Annotated in this window: 14 protein-coding genes and 2 pseudogenes; 9 read left to right on the forward strand and 7 right to left on the reverse strand. The window is 42.4% G+C overall.

From position 1 onward, the window contains the following. Positions 1-4 precede the first annotated feature (4 nt). Positions 5-595, forward strand: coding sequence for a ribonuclease HII (gene rnhB / locus C3F22_RS04255; RefSeq protein ID WP_004784204.1), 591 nt, complete (start codon positions 5-7; stop codon positions 593-595). A gap of 79 nt (positions 596-674) precedes the next feature. On the opposite strand, the gene csrA is transcribed toward rnhB, so the two are convergent. From csrA to alaS, 3 genes are all read right to left on the reverse strand, one after another. Further along, positions 675-932 (reverse strand): carbon storage regulator CsrA, encoded by a 258-nt coding sequence (csrA, locus tag C3F22_RS04260; RefSeq protein WP_004784202.1) that lies wholly within the window; start codon positions 930-932, stop codon positions 675-677. A 248-nt stretch (positions 933-1180) separates the two neighbouring features. Beyond that, positions 1181-2461, reverse strand: coding sequence for an aspartate kinase (locus tag C3F22_RS04265; protein ID WP_004784201.1), 1281 nt, complete (start codon positions 2459-2461; stop codon positions 1181-1183). A gap of 64 nt (positions 2462-2525) precedes the next feature. Then, on the reverse strand, positions 2526-5219 hold the full coding sequence (gene alaS, locus C3F22_RS04270; protein ID WP_171064812.1) for an alanine--tRNA ligase: 2694 nt from the start codon (positions 5217-5219) through the stop codon (positions 2526-2528). A 409-nt stretch (positions 5220-5628) separates the two neighbouring features. Here alaS and C3F22_RS04280 point away from each other — a divergent pair, with 409 nt between their 5' ends. Together C3F22_RS04280 and C3F22_RS04285 are read left to right on the forward strand one after the other, a co-directional pair. Next, complete coding sequence (locus C3F22_RS04280) at positions 5629-6657, forward strand: type I glyceraldehyde-3-phosphate dehydrogenase (RefSeq protein ID WP_004784196.1); 1029 nt, start codon at positions 5629-5631, stop codon at positions 6655-6657. A gap of 179 nt (positions 6658-6836) precedes the next feature. Next, positions 6837-7133, forward strand: a complete 297-nt coding sequence (locus tag C3F22_RS04285; protein ID WP_004784195.1) for a hypothetical protein — start codon at positions 6837-6839, stop codon at positions 7131-7133. A 36-nt stretch (positions 7134-7169) separates the two neighbouring features. Here the strand turns inward: C3F22_RS04285 and C3F22_RS04290 are convergent, their stop codons facing one another. Both C3F22_RS04290 and C3F22_RS04295 read right to left on the reverse strand, forming a co-directional pair. Then, entirely contained in the window at positions 7170-7469 is a 300-nt protein-coding gene (locus C3F22_RS04290; protein WP_004784194.1) for an AzlD family protein, read from the reverse strand. After that, positions 7466-8212 (reverse strand): annotated as a pseudogene (locus C3F22_RS04295) (AzlC family ABC transporter permease). The gene C3F22_RS04290 and the pseudogene C3F22_RS04295 overlap by 4 nt, the downstream one beginning before the upstream one ends. A 194-nt stretch (positions 8213-8406) precedes the next feature. On the opposite strand from C3F22_RS04295, the gene C3F22_RS04300 reads away from it, so the two are divergent. The 6 genes and pseudogenes from C3F22_RS04300 to C3F22_RS04325 all read left to right on the forward strand — a co-directional run bounded on the left by C3F22_RS04300 (position 8407) and on the right by C3F22_RS04325 (position 14566). After that, complete coding sequence (locus C3F22_RS04300; protein WP_104425909.1) at positions 8407-9435, forward strand: transposase; 1029 nt, start codon at positions 8407-8409, stop codon at positions 9433-9435. Positions 9436-9791: 356 nt separating this feature from the next. Next, the gene (locus tag C3F22_RS04305; protein ID WP_004784187.1) at positions 9792-10958 is read left to right on the forward strand and encodes an ATP phosphoribosyltransferase regulatory subunit; all 1167 of its coding nucleotides are present in this window, start codon (positions 9792-9794) and stop codon (positions 10956-10958) included. Between the two features lie 79 nt (positions 10959-11037). Beyond that, a complete protein-coding gene (locus tag C3F22_RS04310; protein WP_104425910.1) occupies positions 11038-12357 on the forward strand; it encodes an adenylosuccinate synthase in 1320 nt (439 codons plus the stop codon). 130 nt (positions 12358-12487) lie between these two features. After that, positions 12488-13278: pseudogene (locus C3F22_RS04315) on the forward strand (M48 family metallopeptidase). A 93-nt stretch (positions 13279-13371) separates the two neighbouring features. Then, positions 13372-13680 carry a hypothetical protein gene (locus tag C3F22_RS04320; RefSeq protein WP_004784177.1) on the forward strand — a complete coding sequence of 103 codons (309 nt, stop codon included), beginning with the start codon at positions 13372-13374 and terminating at the stop codon, positions 13678-13680. Between the two features lie 112 nt (positions 13681-13792). Next, positions 13793-14566, forward strand: a complete 774-nt coding sequence (locus C3F22_RS04325) for a M48 family metallopeptidase (protein WP_004784174.1) — start codon at positions 13793-13795, stop codon at positions 14564-14566. Positions 14567-14705: 139 nt separating this feature from the next. Here C3F22_RS04325 and slyD read toward each other — a convergent pair whose 3' ends face one another. Both slyD and C3F22_RS04335 read right to left on the reverse strand, forming a co-directional pair. After that, a complete protein-coding gene (gene slyD / locus C3F22_RS04330; RefSeq protein ID WP_004784172.1) occupies positions 14706-15188 on the reverse strand; it encodes a peptidylprolyl isomerase in 483 nt (160 codons plus the stop codon). Between the two features lie 136 nt (positions 15189-15324). Further along, on the reverse strand, positions 15325-16611 hold the full coding sequence (locus C3F22_RS04335; protein ID WP_004784170.1) for an NAD(P)/FAD-dependent oxidoreductase: 1287 nt from the start codon (positions 16609-16611) through the stop codon (positions 15325-15327). Positions 16612-16638: the final 27 nt, after the last annotated feature.

Consider the following 16638-nt stretch of genomic DNA (forward strand, 5'->3'; position numbering starts at 1 on the left):
TAAAATGAATATTGCTGGTGTAGATGAAGCAGGGCGTGGGCCATTAGTAGGATCGGTGGTCGCTGCGGCTGTGATATTGGATCCGAATAACCCGATTGAGGGTTTAAATGATTCCAAGAAGCTAAGCGAGAAGAAGCGCGAAAAACTTTTTATTGAGATTCAGGAAAAAGCATTGGCTTGGGCGATTGCTGAGGCCTCTGCAGCAGAAATCGACGAGCATAATATTTTGCAGGCCTCTTTACTGGCAATGCGCCGCGCTGTGGAAGCATTAAGCATTCAGCCGGAACATGTACTGGTCGATGGCAACAAGATTCCTCAGGGCCTTGCGATGAGTTGTGATGCGGTCGTAGGTGGGGATGCCTTGCATCCTGAGATTTCAGCAGCCAGTATTCTGGCTAAAGTGACCCGTGATCGCCAGATGGTGGAGATGGATCAAAAATATCCGCAATTTGGCTTTGCCAAGCATAAGGGCTATCCGACCAAAGCACATTTTGAAGCGATTGCCTTACACGGGGTGATTGATGAACATCGTCGTAGTTTTGGACCAGTGAAAAAAGTGCTGGCAGCGTTGCTTGATCAGCAGCAGGCGGGATAAAGTTTGATTATTTTGCTATGCAGTTGAAAATTAGGCAAATTAAAAGCGGCTTAAAAGCCGCTTTTATATTCATACAAAATTAACGGTTAAAGTTATTTTGTGTCTGGTTATCATCTTCATAAGAAGAAGGTTGATAATCCTGGTCAATATGCTGAAGATGTTCATGCATTGCACGTTCATGCTGGATACGCTGGTAAATCTCTTCACGGTGTACAGAGACTTCTTTCGGAGCATTTACCCCAATACGAACCTGGTTGCCTTTTACGCCAAGTACAGTCACGCTGACTTGGTCTCCGATCATTAAAGTTTCCCCGACGCGTCGAGTCAAAATCAGCATGTTTCTCTCCTTGCAAAATGCAAAACCTGCAATCTATTGAATGTAATAAAAAAACACAACCTAAAATTATATAATTAAAGTTTGAATAGAAAGTCCTATCCATGAAATGAAGAGGTTAACTATCCAGACTGTTGAAAATCCTTAGGCTTAATATAACAGAGCCACTATAAAAAAAACTATAGTGGCCCTGCATTTTTGTAGAGATTTAATGAAATACTGTCAGACAATAACGGTATTTTGTAGTTCTCTTAAGCGCGTGCGCTAGATTCACCATGTTCACGGTCTAAACCGAACGCAGTGTGAAGTGAGCGAACTGCAAGCTCAAGATAATTCTCTTCGATAATCACAGAAATCTTGATTTCAGAAGTAGAGATCATCAGGATGTTGATACCTTCATCAGCAAGAGCAGTGAACATTTTGCTTGCTACACCTGCGTGAGAGCGCATACCTACACCGACGATAGACACTTTTACGATGTCATCACGAGTTGCAACTTCACGTGCGCCAATCGCTTGAGCTGTCTCTTCAAGGATTTTTTTGGCTTTAGCAAGTTCACCGCGGTTTACAGTAAACGTGAAATCAGTTGTACCATCTTCTTCAACGTTCTGGATAATCATATCCACTTCGATATTGGCATCACCAATTGGTTTAAGAATTTTAGATGCAATACCTGGCTCATCTGGAACACCCAGAATAGTCAGTTTAGCTTCGTCGCGGTTGAACGCGATACCAGAGATAATTGGCTGTTCCATGTTGTCTTCCAGTTCAGTAGTAATAAGAGTTCCGACGTTGTTTTTGAAGTCTTCGTCAAATGCGCCATCAGTGTCATTATCGAAGCTTGAGAGTACGCGTAAAGGCACTTGGTACTTGCCTGCAAATTCTACAGAGCGAATTTGAAGAACTTTAGAACCTAAAGATGCCATTTCCAGCATTTCTTCGAAAGAGATACGGTCTACTTTTTTCGCTTTAGGAGCAACACGAGGGTCAGTCGTATATACGCCATCAACATCTGTGTAAATCTGACATTCATCCGCTTTTAGCGCTGCAGCAAGGGCAACACCTGAGGTATCAGAACCACCACGACCTAAAGTTGTGGTATTGCCATCAGCATCAAAGCCCTGGAAACCTGCAACCACAATCACGCGGCCTGCATCTAGGTTTTCAGTCAATACATCAGTATCAATAGATTCGATACGTGCTTTGGTGAATGCGCTGTCAGTTTTAATACCAACCTGGCGACCAGTTAAAGATTTAGCTTCAACGCCAATTGAATTCAGCGCCATAGCTAACATGGAAATCGTTACCTGTTCACCCGTAGAAACCATTTGGTCAAGTTCACGTGGGTCAGGGGTTTCGGTAATGGCTTTCGCGAGAGCAAGCAAGCGGTTGGTTTCACCACTCATAGCAGATACGACTACAACCACCTTGTGGCCATGGTCATGCCAGCGCTTCACACGACGAGCAACATTGAGAATGCGCTCGGGAGTACCCATTGAGGTACCGCCATATTTTTGAACGATTAATGCCATAGTTGTTCCATATAAACCATGACCCTGATTTTCCGATCAGGGTCAGTTACACAAAATGAAGTTTTTATTTTGCTTCAAGCCAAGCTGCTAAATCAGCCATCACTGGAGCAAACTTCTCGTTAAGTGGCGCGCCACCTTGTGCCAAGTCAGGTTTACCACCACCTTTACCACCTAGCTCTGCAGCCAAGTGTTTGATGATGTCACCCGCTTTAATAGAAGCAGTAAAGTCTTTCGCCACAGATGCAATCAAGCTCACCTTGTCACCCTCTACACCTGCAAGAACAATGACTGCATTTTCTAATTTTGATTTCACACCGTCGTGCAGATTACGCAATGCTTTCGCATCCATACCCTGAACAGTCGTGATTAGTGTTTTACGACCAGCAAGCTCTTGAACCTGACTTAAAAGTTCACCGGCTTGTAGGCTTGCTAATTTTTGATTCAGTTGTTCGATCTGTTTTTGCAATTGATGCGCAGTGTCCACCACAGCTTCAACTTTTTCGACTGTTTGATGGTTCTGTGCTTTTAACAAACCATTGATATATTGAACATCACGATCGACTTTCTGTACGGCTTCAACCGCTTTAGTACCGGTTACGGCTTCAATACGACGTACACCTGCTGCGACACCACCTTCAGACGTGATTTTAAACAGACCGATGTCACCTGTACGTTTAACGTGAATACCGCCACACAATTCGATCGAGAAGTTTTTCTCGTCAATCACTGAACCCATAGACAATACGCGAACTTCTTCACCGTATTTCTCACCGAACAGCATCATCGCACCTTTGGCTTTCGCAGATTCGATGTCGAGCAGTTCAGTCGTAACAGGCGTATTGGCAATTACTTCAGCATTTACCAGACGTTCAATTTCTTGCAGCTGTTCAAAAGTTACAGGCTGATCATTGGCAAAGTCGAAACGTAATACGTCAGAAGCAACCAATGAACCTTTTTGCTGTACGTGTGAACCCAGGATTTGACGTAGGGCAGCGTGGAGCAAGTGAGTTGCAGAGTGGTTACGAGCAGTTGCAGCACGAATCTCGGCTTTAACCGTTGCTTCAACGTTTTGAGTAACTTTAAGGTTACCCATAGTCACGATACCTTGGTGAACGAATGCACCACCAGATTTTTTGGTATCTTGAACTTCGAAAATACCAGTATCGTTTTTGAAGAGCCCTGTATCACCGATCTGACCACCGCTTTCTGCATAGAAAGGAGTTTGGTTCAGAACAATCAGTGCTTCGTCGCCTTCAACCACTTCGTCAACTTGCTCGCCATCTTTGTAGATCGCGATGATTCGACCTTCGCCTGCTGTTGCGTCATAACCTTCAAACTGAGTTTCGCCTTCAACTTTAACAACGCTGTTATAGTCGATTGCGAATTTACCTGCATCACGTGCACGTTGACGTTGAGCCGCCATTTCTTTTTCAAAGCCCGCTTCGTCAATGGTTAAATCACGTTCACGTGCGATATCTGCTGTAAGATCAGTTGGGAAGCCATAAGTATCATAAAGTTTGAATACGATTTCACCTGGAATCACTGAACCTTTCAGATTTGACAATTCGCCTTCAAGCAATTTCAGACCTTGCTCAAGTGTTTTAGCAAACTGTTCTTCTTCTTTCAGCAAAGCGGCTTCGATACGTGCTTTGTTTGCTTCAAGTTCAGGATAAGCTGCGCCCATCACATCAATTAAAGGCTGAAGCATTTTGTGGAAGAATGAACCAGTCGCACCCAGTTTGTTACCATGACGAACTGCACGACGGATAATACGGCGCAGTACATAACCACGACCTTCATTTGAAGGGTTCACGCCATCCGCAATCAGGAAGCAGCATGAACGTGCATGGTCAGCAACCACTTTAAGTGAAGCAGGGTATTCAACCGGTTTGTTTTCAGCTTGTGCTTTCGCTTCAATGTCTGAAGTATCTAGACCGATGATTTCAGCAGCAGCTTTCAATAGATTTTGAAACAGGTCGATTTCATAGTTAGAATTGACGTGTTGTAGAACCGCAGAAATACGCTCAAGGCCCATACCTGTATCAACAGAAGGTGCTGGAAGAGGGTGCAGTACGCCATCTGCAGTTCGGTTGAACTGCATGAAGACGTTGTTCCAGATTTCAATGAAACGGTCGCCATCTTCTTCAGGCGTACCAGGCAGGCCACCCCAGATATGATCACCGTGGTCATAGAAGATTTCAGAACATGGACCACAAGGACCAGTGTCACCCATTGCCCAGAAGTTATCAGAAGCATATTTCTCGCCTTTGTTATCACCAATGCGGATAATGCGGCTGGCATCTAGACCAACTTCTTTATTCCAGATATCAAACGCTTCGTCATCAGTGTGATACACAGTTACGTACAATTTGTCTTTAGGCAGAGCCAGCCATTTGTCGCCGGTCAGGAATTCCCAGGCAAATTTAATTGCATCACGTTTGAAGTAATCACCAAACGAGAAGTTGCCCAGCATTTCAAAGAATGTGTGGTGACGAGCTGTATAGCCAACGTTATCTAAGTCGTTGTGTTTACCACCTGCACGTACACATTTTTGTGAAGATGTTGCACGAACGTAGTCACGTTTTTCCAGACCCAGGAAGCAGTCTTTAAACTGGTTCATACCAGCATTGGTAAACAATAATGTTGGGTCGTTGGCAGGAACCAGAGAACTCGACGCGACACGTGTATGCCCTTGCGATTCAAAGTAGCTTAAAAAAGCTTCGCGAATTTCAGCTGATGTCATAAAACGAGTACTCACAACCAAGTCACTCCATAATTTCCGATTTGGCTAAAAACATCACAGTCTGACAAGAAGGTTGGTTCTCTGCTGCAATGCGGGGCTTAAATATTTAAAAACGCCAAATTATAACGGAAAATGCCTGTTCAACCAATGATTTTCATATTTATAGATCATAAAACTATAAGGAATGAATATTGGAAAAATCAGAAAAATGCCCTGCAAAATCAAAAGCTATTGTCATTACAGCAATTTATCTTAATTCTCGCTGATAGAAAGACTGGATTGCTTCAAGTAAAGTATGAATTTTTCGATGAAATATTGGACATTCTGTGTAATTTTTAGTGGATTTAGCTGAATAGTTATCAGTCAGCTGGATAATTCCATTAATATAGGCGCACAAAGTTTTATGCCGCAGTAGGGAATGTCGATGCAACGTATCGCAATTAATGGTTTTGGACGAATCGGACGCAATGTGTTGCGTGCATGGTTTGAAAATCCGAAAGATTTTAATTTTGACATCGTTGCCATTAATGACGTTGCCGACGTTGAAACCTTATTGCATCTATTTAAATATGATTCTACTCATGGTCGTTTCCCGGGGCAGGTTGATCTGACTTATGAAGATGAGTATGCCTACCTGCATGTCACTTATCGCGATGCCTATCAGAAAGTTCAGGTGTTAAGACAGGCGAATCCGGTGGAAAGGCCATGGCATGAACTGAATATTGATGTGGTATTGGAATGTACCGGCCTGTTCCGTTCGCGTGAGGCTGCGACTCAGCATATTACTGCCGGGGCAAAACGGGTCATTATCGGTGCTGCACCGTTTGATACAGTGGATGCCGCAATTGTCTATGGCGTCAACCATCGTGATGTCAAAGAAAGTGACCAGATTATTTCCAGTGTCTCTTGTACTACGCAAGCATTGGTACCTCTAGTCAAAATCATTGATGATGCCTTTGGTATTGAGACTGCACTGATGACTGAAATTCACGCAGTGACAGCGGATCAGTCAGTACTGGATCATGCCCATCGTGATTTAAGACGTGCCCGAGCTTCTGGGCAAAATATTATTCCAACCACATCTTCGGCTTTGGGTGCTTTAAAACGCGTAATGCCGAAGATGGAAAACCGGATTGATGGTTATTCGATTCGCGTGCCAACCATTAATGTAGCGGCCATTGATTTAACCTTTATCTCCCAGTCACCCATTACTGATCATCAGTTGAATGAAGTATTAATGAACGCTGCACGTCAGGATTTTGCTGAAATCATGTCTGTGACAGATGAGCCTCTAGTATCTTCAGACTTTAATCATTCGCCTTATTCATTGATTGTGGATCTGACCCAAACCTTGGTAGTGGGGCATCAGGCCAAAGTATTTGCCTGGTATGATAATGAATGGGGTTATGCCAACCGTTTGCTGGATCTCTGTGAATCCTTTTATACAGATTAAGCTATTTTGAAAGCATCCCAAATGGGGTGCTTTTTTATGCAAGATTAAAAAATTAGAAGAAAATGAATAAGAACTTGAACGTAATTGATCGAAAAGCTCTGGATTTATGCCGAATATTTCTGTGATCTGGATATTTTTTCGTTAAGATAAAGATAATTAAATGGAATAAGAGCAAGCACATGATGTTGATCTGGGGATTTATAATATTACTGACCTTGGCTGTGATTTTTTTGATCTGGCTGCAATTTAATAATAATGAGAGTTCACAAAGTGTGGAAGGCGTGCCAGTTGAGGAAAAAGTGGCGTATCTGGAAGAAAATTTAAAAAAGACCTTGGAAATTATGCAGGATCTGGCGAAAAAAATGCATGTTCAGCAGGAAGTACTGGATCAGACTACGGCTAAACTGCAAAAAGTTGAGCTGCAAAATGCAGAACTGGTAAATCTGCTCGCTAAAGTAATAGAACCAAAGTCATAAGACCTTTTCATGCTGGTTTAGCCTTATATAAAGGATTTAAACCAGTAAGGTTCTTAAAATAGCTGCCGAGGCCATGCTAATCAAAATGGTCGGCAGCATGCCAAAGCGTGATGCAACGAATAGTGTCACCATTATGGCTACCAGATCAGCCGGATCATCTCGTAAAAAATATGGGGCGATCATCGAAATCAGTACACAGCCTGGAATCACTTCCAGAATTTTACGCTGACGTTTGCTCAAAGTTTTATTTTTGAGTAGGACATAGCCAAGTATCCGGGTGCAGTAAGTCGTTAGCGCCACCAATAAGATTGCGATAAAAGTGCTCATCTGGATCATGCTTCATTCTCCTGAATTAGCCAGAAGGCAGCGGCAATGCCAGCAAGCGCACCAATCAGCACATACCAGTTGCCTGGCAGATAGCTATAAGTCAGAGCAGCAAAAATTAAACTGATTAGCCAAGGTCTGGCTTCAGTAAAACCTTTCCACATACCTTTCAGTAAGATCAGCATAATGGCTGGGAAAGCCATATCAAAACCAAAATAGTGAATATCTCTTAACACCGGCCCAACCAAAGCACCTAAAGTGGTAAAGCCGACCCAAGCCAGATAAAGAACAATACATAGCCCGGCATAATAAGGCAGACTAAAAGCATGTTGATATCCAAACTATGCCAGTCGAAGCTGTGCATCTGTCAGGCTTAAGGCCCAGCTTTCATCGACCATAAAGAATAATGCCGGAAAGACTTTTCGATTTGGATGATGTCTTAAATAAGGCACCAGACTGGCACCGAGCAGAATATAGCGGCTGTTAATGAGAAAAGTAATAAAGATCAAGGTAAGAAGATGCGGTGAATCAGTCCAAGCTTCTAAAACTGCAAACTCGGAACCACCCGCAAAGTTCAGCCCGGTCAGCAAGGGAAACTCAAGCAGGCTAAAATCTTTTTGTGCTGCTGTTGCACCCAAGACCAGTGCCAGAGGAATTACACCCAATAATAAAGGTATGCAGTCTTTCACACCACGCTGAAACTCACTCAGAGGAGTGGCATCAGAAGGCGTTATACGTGGCTGAAAGGGAGGCATGAGATGATCGGGTTTTATTCTAGAAGGAGAAAGAAAGTTTATAAGAAATACCGGAGTCTTTGCAGTCCCTTTAAACTCTACCAGAATGATGCTGTTTTCTTGGTCATTTAAGTCTCCACATTGGGTTTTTGTATAGGATAGGACTTACGCATTGACGGATTCAAAAAAGTATTAAAATACTTTATAAAGTATCTGTGATTAGACGAATTAAACATGCTTCTACAGCAACTTGTACATTACCCATTTATATGGGCTTTCTCATGACAGAACCGAACTCTATTAGCTGCACACAACTTGCCGAGACTTATAATATCTCGCATGATAGTGTAAATCGCTTTCTAGAGCGTGAAGACTACACACCTCACGACCTATATCAAGAATCAATTCAACATATTGATAATAATAAACTTATAGTCAGTATTGATGATACTGTTTTAGATAAACCATATAGTCAACATATGGACTTGGTTAGCTATTTTTGGTCAGGCAAACACCACCGATCCGTCAAGGGTATTAATCTCATTACCTTGTATGCGACAGATCAAAATGGTCAAAATATTCCAATTAATTTCCGAATTTATGACAAATCTGAAAGTAAAACCAAGAATGATTACTTTATGGATATGTTAAGTGAAGTACTCAGTTGGGGTGCAAAGATTCAATTTATTACAGGTGATAGTTGGTATTCATCGACTGGAAATCTAAAAACCATAAGAAAATATGGTATTCGATTTATGTTTGGTATCGACTGTAACCGTAAGGTTTCCCCAGAAAAAGGACAATGGTTTCAACTGCGTTTATTGCCAGATTTCCATCAGGGTCAAGTGGTCTGGCTCAAAGATTTTGGCTTTGTACAATTATTTAAGACTCAGTTAAAAGAACAGCAGAGGTTTTATATTGTGCATCAAGATGAAGATGATTTATTGTCCTTTGAGGGTTTTCATGAATTACATTCAAGTCATTGGAAAATAGAGCAATATCACCGGGTGATTAAACAGGTTTGTCATATTGAAAAGTTTCAAGTAAGACGATCTAAACTGATTTTGAATCATATTTTCTCAGCCTTGATGGCCTATGTTGAGATACAAAAGAACCAGTTTGAGCGGATCTTTGAAAATATATATCGTTGGCAGAAGAAATTATTTAGACCAGTTATCAAAAACTTCATTGATGACTTTATTCTCGATAAAAATCATCTGCTACCACAGAGAATCTATAAATAATAGTGCGTAAGTCCTATAGGATTATTTTTAAGCATCTAGTACTGATATTTTATAAATTTTTACCCTTGGATAGATGAGGATTGAATCAAGAATAAATTTTTCGTCATTGTTTTGGTTGGGGAAATATATTAGAAAATCAATTTGATATGTTGGTTATTAAATTTTATTCAGCCTATTTTCTCTTGATAAGAGGGAGATGATTTGGTTTATCTATCTAAGTCCTTTGTTCAGTCAGAGAAAATTATCAAAATTGCGATGCACAGCCTAAACGATCGTGCTAGACTAGGAGAAATCGGGTGTGCTCCCGATTTTTTTATGCGGTTTATTCCGCGCTGACAAGAATTTAGGTTTACAACATGCCCATTTCAGAGACATGGTTATTACCTGATGGTGTAGCTGATGTATTACCAGAACAAGCGCAAGTCATCGAAAGCCTGCGCCGTCAATCACTGGATTTCCTCGCATCTCGAGGTTATCAGCTGGTGTACACGCCATTTATTGAATACATTGAATCTCTATCTTCTCTCTCAGAATCGAATCAGGATTTAGACTTAGCCACTTTTAAAGTGATCGATCAGCTGTCTGGCCGTTTGCTTGGTGTGCGTGCCGATATGACACCACAAGTGGCTCGTATCGATGCGCATGTACATCCAGTGGAAGGTGTGGCTCGTTATTGTTATGCGGGTACGGTTTTACATACGAAACCTCAAGGATTTAATACCACACGTGCACCATTGCAATTGGGTGCAGAATTATTTGGTTCTGACAGCATTGATGCTGACGTGGAAATGGTTGACCTGATGATCAGCCTGATTCAGGAAGCAGGTCTGGCCGACAGTATCCACCTTGACTTAGGTCATGTGGGGCTGTTCCGTAGTCTGATTGTACAAGCCGGTTTAAGTAAAGCAACCGAACGCCAATTGTCTGATCTTTATCAACGTAAAGCATTGCCAGAACTGGCTGAATTTACTGCAAATCTTAAGTTTGGATCAGACTTCTATACGCTTGGCCGTTTTGCAAGTGACCTGGATGCCTTAAAAACGAATTTAAGTACTGAAGTATTAGAAAATCCAGCCTTCAAACAGGCATTTGATGCACTGCAAACCACCAAAAATGAAGTTCAGGCACGTTGGCCGAATCTGCATATTGGGATTGATGTCGTCGAGTTACGTTCATACCATTATCACACCGGCCTGATGTATGCCGTTTATGCACCGAACCGTGCTGCTGCACTGGCACAAGGTGGCCGTTATGATGGTATTGGTGAGCATTTCGGTCGTGCACGTCCGGCAACCGGTTTCTCCTGTGACTTATATGCTTTAAGTGCAGGCAAGTTTGCTACAGCTAAAGTTGTGGTAGCACCAAAGGGTACAGATGCTGCATTATTAAATGCGATTCAGGCAACCCGTGCACAAGGCTTAAGTGTAATTCAGTTATTAGGTAATGATGATTTAAACTCGGTACCGTATGCAACTCACCAGCTGGTGAATGTGGACGGTGAGTGGACCATCAAAACGATTTAATCGCTTTAATTGTTTTACTCAGTGTTCATGTCGCTGAGTGGGACTTTCAACTTTAACAGCATGATGTAATGAGGCTATTATGGGCAAGAATGTTGTGGTACTTGGTACCCAATGGGGCGACGAAGGTAAGGGTAAGATCGTCGACCTGCTCACAGATCAAGCGGCTGCAGTAGTTCGTTATCAAGGCGGACATAACGCAGGTCATACTCTCGTGGTTGGTGGTAAGAAAACTGTATTACACCTCATTCCATCAGGTATTTTACGTGAAAACGTATTGTGCTTAATTGGTAATGGTGTGGTTCTTTCACCTGAAGCGCTCATCAAAGAGATGGATATTCTTGAAAAAGAAGGCGTGCCAGTACGTGAACGTCTACGCATTTCTCCAAACTGTCCATTGATTCTTCCGCACCACATCGCACTTGACCAAGCTCGTGAGAAAAAACGTGGTAATGCGAAAATTGGTACAACTGGTCGTGGGATCGGGCCTGCTTATGAAGATAAAGTGGCGCGTCGTGCAATCCGTGTTGCTGACCTGGTGCGTGGTGGCGAACATCTGAAAGCTCAGCTTGAAGAATTGCTTGAATACCATAACTTCCAATTGACTCAATTCTTCGGTGTTGAAGCAGTTAAAGTTGAAGACGTACTTGCGCTTTGCGACGAATGGCGCAAAGTGATCGAGCCTATGGTTATGGACGTAACTGGTGAACTTCACGCTTACCGTAAAGCTGGCAAGAAAATCATGTTCGAAGGTGCGCAAGGTTCATTGCTTGACGTTGACCACGGTACATACCCGTACGTGACTTCTTCAAACACAACTGCTGGTGGCGTAAGTTCAGGTTCAGGTCTTGGTCCATTACACCTTGACTATGTTCTTGGTATTACTAAAGCATATACCACTCGTGTAGGTTCAGGTCCATTCCCAACTGAGTTGGTGTATGACGCTGCAACAGATACAGGTGATGCAATTGGTAAACACCTGGGTACTGTAGGTTCAGAATTTGGTGCGTCTACTGGCCGTCAACGCCGTTGTGGTTGGTTCGATGCTGAAATCCTGCGTCGTTCAGTAGAAGTGAACTCACTGTCTGGTATTTGCTTGACTAAACTTGACGTTCTTGACGGTTTAGAAGAAGTGAAAATCTGTGTAGGTTACGAAGCTGCTGATTCTGGCTGTGTTGGTTCTTCTGATGCGCTTGCATTCGAAACTTTAAAACCGATCTACGAAACTATGCCAGGCTGGAAAGAATCTACTTTTGGGGCGAAATCACTAGATCAATTGCCACAAGCGGCGATTAACTATGTGAAATGTCTTGAACAATTGATTGAATGTCCAATCGACATCATTTCAACTGGCCCAGACCGTGAAGAAACCATTATTCTTCGCCATCCGTTTGATGCTTAATCGCTTAAGCTAAAAATGATAAAAACCCTGTGATTTCACAGGGTTTTTTTATTTGAACGAACTTATAAAAATGATTGAAAACCTGTTTGGATTCTTTATGATGTTTTGACCTTATATATTTGAGAAGGTCATGAAATATAAAAAATTATTGGTGGGGATGGTCATTGCGACCACATTAACGGGGTGTACTACGGTTGCAGATCTGATGGGGGCTGATTCAGCCACATTAAATCTGAGTGCAGCACAAAGCTATAATCAGATGCTGACAGAGGCCAAGCAGAAACAGATTCTGGATATGACTTCTGCCACCTATAAAAAAGTAAATCGGGTTTTTCTGAAAATGAAGCCGTATGCAGATCAACTGAATCAGACTGGTCAGAAGTTTGACTGGCAAGTGGCGGTGATTAAATCCAACGAGATTAATGCTTATGTTGCACCAGGTGGCAAGGTGGTGTTCTATACGGGCATTGTCGATACACTAAAACTCACAGATGATGAAGTTGCTGCCATCATGGGGCATGAAATGGTACATGCGCTTGAGGAACATTCTAAGAATAAGGTAGGAGCGCAAGGCAAGCACTTACTGATCTGGCAGTAAGTATCGGTAGCAAGTACGTCGGGCAGTCTGCTGGTGGTTATGGTGGGCTACTGCTGGATATAGGGGCTCAATTTGGTGTGGGCTTGCCGTTCTCACGTAATCTGGAAAGCCGTGCCGATAAAGGCGGTCTCATGCTAATGGCACGAGCAGGCTATAACCCGAATGCAGCGATTACGTTGTGGCAAAAAATGAATGCACAAGACAGCCGTGGTAATAGTGTCCTGAATAAATTTACTTCTACGCATCCAACGAATGATGACCGAATTGCAGCCTTGCAACAGCTGATGCCTGAAGCGATGACGGTATACAAGACTAAGAAATAATTTCGAAATTCAGGACTAAAGTCTTAACGGCAAGTGCTGTGCAGTGGCATAGCGCTTGTTAGAATAAAACAAAATAAAATATGAGTATGCAGGATGCATAAAAATATATCGGGAACGATGTTCTATTCCTTGTTATTCGCGATGGGTGGCGCACCGACCATTGCGATGCTGATCATCCGTGCCCAAACTCAGGATCCTGACATTATTTATGGGGCATTCATTGGCTTGAGCGTGATCATTGCCTGTGTATTGGTACCGGTCATCTTGCTGCAGAATGCTTTTCTATTTTTTAAGCGTAAAAGTGAAATTTTAGAAGAAAAAATTAAACCTTTGTGTCATTTATATTTAGGTTTAAATATTGTCTGTCTGATTTATTGGCTTGCGATACAGTATTGGGGTTAAAATTACATAAAATATAACAAGATGAAGTAATTGTACATTTAGTTGCTCCGGCCTTTAACTTATAATTTTTTACAATGTAAATTAACCTTTTGCTTATGGTGGAGTCACTATAATGAAAAATAAATTCTTGTTAGGTATGGGTGCAGCCGCAGCCATTACTTTGTCTGGTTGTACAACTATTGCCGATATTGCAGGTGCAGATACAGCGACTTTAAATGCTTCAGCCAGCCAAAGCTACAATGCCATGGTGGCAGACGCTAAAGCGAAAGGCCAGCTGGATACCAGTTCAGCGACATATAGTCGTATTAATGCTGTTTTTAACCGTTTAAAACCTTATGCCAACCAGCTGAACCAGACAGGTACTGCATTCCAATGGCAGTTGGCTGTATTGAAATCTGATCAGGTCAACGCTTTTGTGGCACCTGGTGGTAAAGTGGTGTTCTATACCGGTATCGTGAACAAGCTGAATCTGACCGATGCTGAAATTGCAGCCATTATGGGTCATGAAATGGTCCATGCCCTGGAAGAGCATGCGAAACAGAAACTTGGTGCACAAGCCCTGACTGATCTGGCATTGGGTATTGGTTTAAATGCAGCGGGCGTAGGACAAGGTGGTGCTGCAGTAGCACAATTGGGTAGCCAGATTGGTATCGGCTTGCCTTACTCACGTAACCTGGAAAGTCGTGCGGACCAAGGTGGTTTAACCTTAATGGCGCGTGCTGGCTATAATCCGAATGCAGCGATTACTCTTTGGGAAAAAATGAACAAGCTTGAAGGTGGTAGCACTGGCGTGACTTTCCTGTCTACTCACCCATCGAACAGTCAACGTATCGCAGCAATGCGTCAAAATCTGCCAGCAGCAATGCAGATCTATAACAAACGTTAATGATTGCGTAATTTGAGTGATTCGCGATTTTAATGATGAAAAGCAGGGTAGTAGTCCTGCTTTTTTATATTTAAAATCTTAAGGCAATAAAAAAGGCAAAGTTTTCACTTTGCCTTTTTATACTAAAGACCGGGAAGTCTTAGTGGTGGTGACCACCTGCACCGTGTACGTGACCGTGATCAAGTTCTTCTTGAGAAGGTTCACGGATAGACACGATTTCAACTTCGAAAGTTAAATCTTGACCAGCAAGCGGGAAGTTAGCATCAACAACTACGTTGTCACCTTCAACTGCTTTAACAGTTACGATTTGAACGCCGTCATCAGTTTGTGCTTGGAACTGCATGCCTGCCTGGATGTTGTCTACGCCTTGGAACATTTGTTTAGGCACTTCTTGCACTAGCTCTGGGTTATATTCGCCATAACCTTCAGCAGCAGGAACATTTACAGTGAATTTTTCACCAACAGTTTTGCCTTCTAAAGCTTTTTCTAAACCAGGGATGATGTTACCTGCACCGTGCAAATAGGCAAGTGGTTCACCTTGAGATTTGTCGAGAGTTTCGCCCTCTGCGTTAGTCAATGTGTAGTGGAAAGAAACCACGAGGTTATTTGCAATAGCAGTCATATTAATTGATCCATTCAATTTTTTAAGGGTACATCATAAAGTGAAATTGTATTTTTGTAGACTAAAAATAGCAAAAAAATGCAATTTGACATGTTTAATGATGATTTTTTCATATATGAGGACAATATTTACAATTTCAATGCAATTTCAGCTTGGGTGCAATTTTTCGTGTAACAAAGTCTTTGGCAGTTAACAGGCCAGCATGGGCATAGCCATGAATGGTGGCCTGATGAATCCGGTACAGGGATACATACATGGATTTCGCGACAAAGCCTTGAACATTGACCTGACCCAATAATTCACCGACAGCACTGTTTTGACTTAAAGACACTAATGAGCCTTTGTCAGAAAACTTGAACATCGGTAAATAGCTTTCGCCATTAATGCGTGCTTTTAAGGCTCTGACCAGAAAAGCGGCCTGCTGGCTGGCGACCTGTGCACGAGGGCCTAAAGCTGGTTGATCTGCTTCAGGCTGACAGTGAGCACAATCACCAAAAACGAAAATATCCGGGTCTGACAGAGTTTGCAGAGTTGCATAAACTTTTAGGCGATTAATGTTGTCTTTTTCCAGCTCTTTAAGTTTTGCCAGAACTTCAGGTGCTTTAATTCCAGCAGCCCAGACTTTAATTTCTGCTTCGAGGCTTGAATCATCAGCAAAGTAAATCTGGTCTTCATCGACTTTAGCGACCCTATGACTGGTTAATACCTCAATACCTAGACGATCGAGTTGCTCCATGGTGTGTTCAGCCATTTTCTCAGACAGTGCAGGTAAGATCCGATCAGCGGCTTCAATCAAAGTGATTTTGACTTTATTTGGATCAATTTTGTTCAGACCATATTTAAAAAAGTTTTGTTTGGCGATCACCAGCTCGGCAGCCAGTTCTACACCAGTCGCACCAGCCCCAATGATGGCAATTTTAAGCTCACGGGAAGAGGTTTGATTTTGAGCATTGAGATAAAGATGTAGCAGATCCTGCTGGAAGACATCGGCCTGCTGGCGGCTGTCGAGAAAATGACAGTATTGGGCAACACCTTCCGTATTAAAATCATTGGAAGTGGAACCTAGTGCTAACACTAGCGTGTCATAGCTGATCTGTTTCTTCTGTTTAGGCTGAGCTTTTTTAGAAAAATAATCTGTTTCCAGAATAATTTCTTTAGCCTCACGATCCAGATCAATAAATGTTCCCAGCACAAAGTGATAATGATGAGCTGCAGCATGACTAAAATAATTGGTTTCTTCTGCATGCGGATTAAGCGTACCTGCAGCAATTTCATGCAATAAGGGTTTCCAGATATGCGTCAGTTTCTGATCTACTAGGGTGATATGTGCTTTGCCACTCTTGCCTAAGGTTTCGCCCAATTGAGTAGCCAGCTCCAATCCACCTGCGCCACCACCTACAATTACGATTCGATGTGCTGTCATATATTATTAACCTATTTATTTTTCTAA

This window comes from Acinetobacter sp. ACNIH1 (assembly GCF_002934695.1).
Classification (GTDB): domain Bacteria; phylum Pseudomonadota; class Gammaproteobacteria; order Pseudomonadales; family Moraxellaceae; genus Acinetobacter; species Acinetobacter variabilis.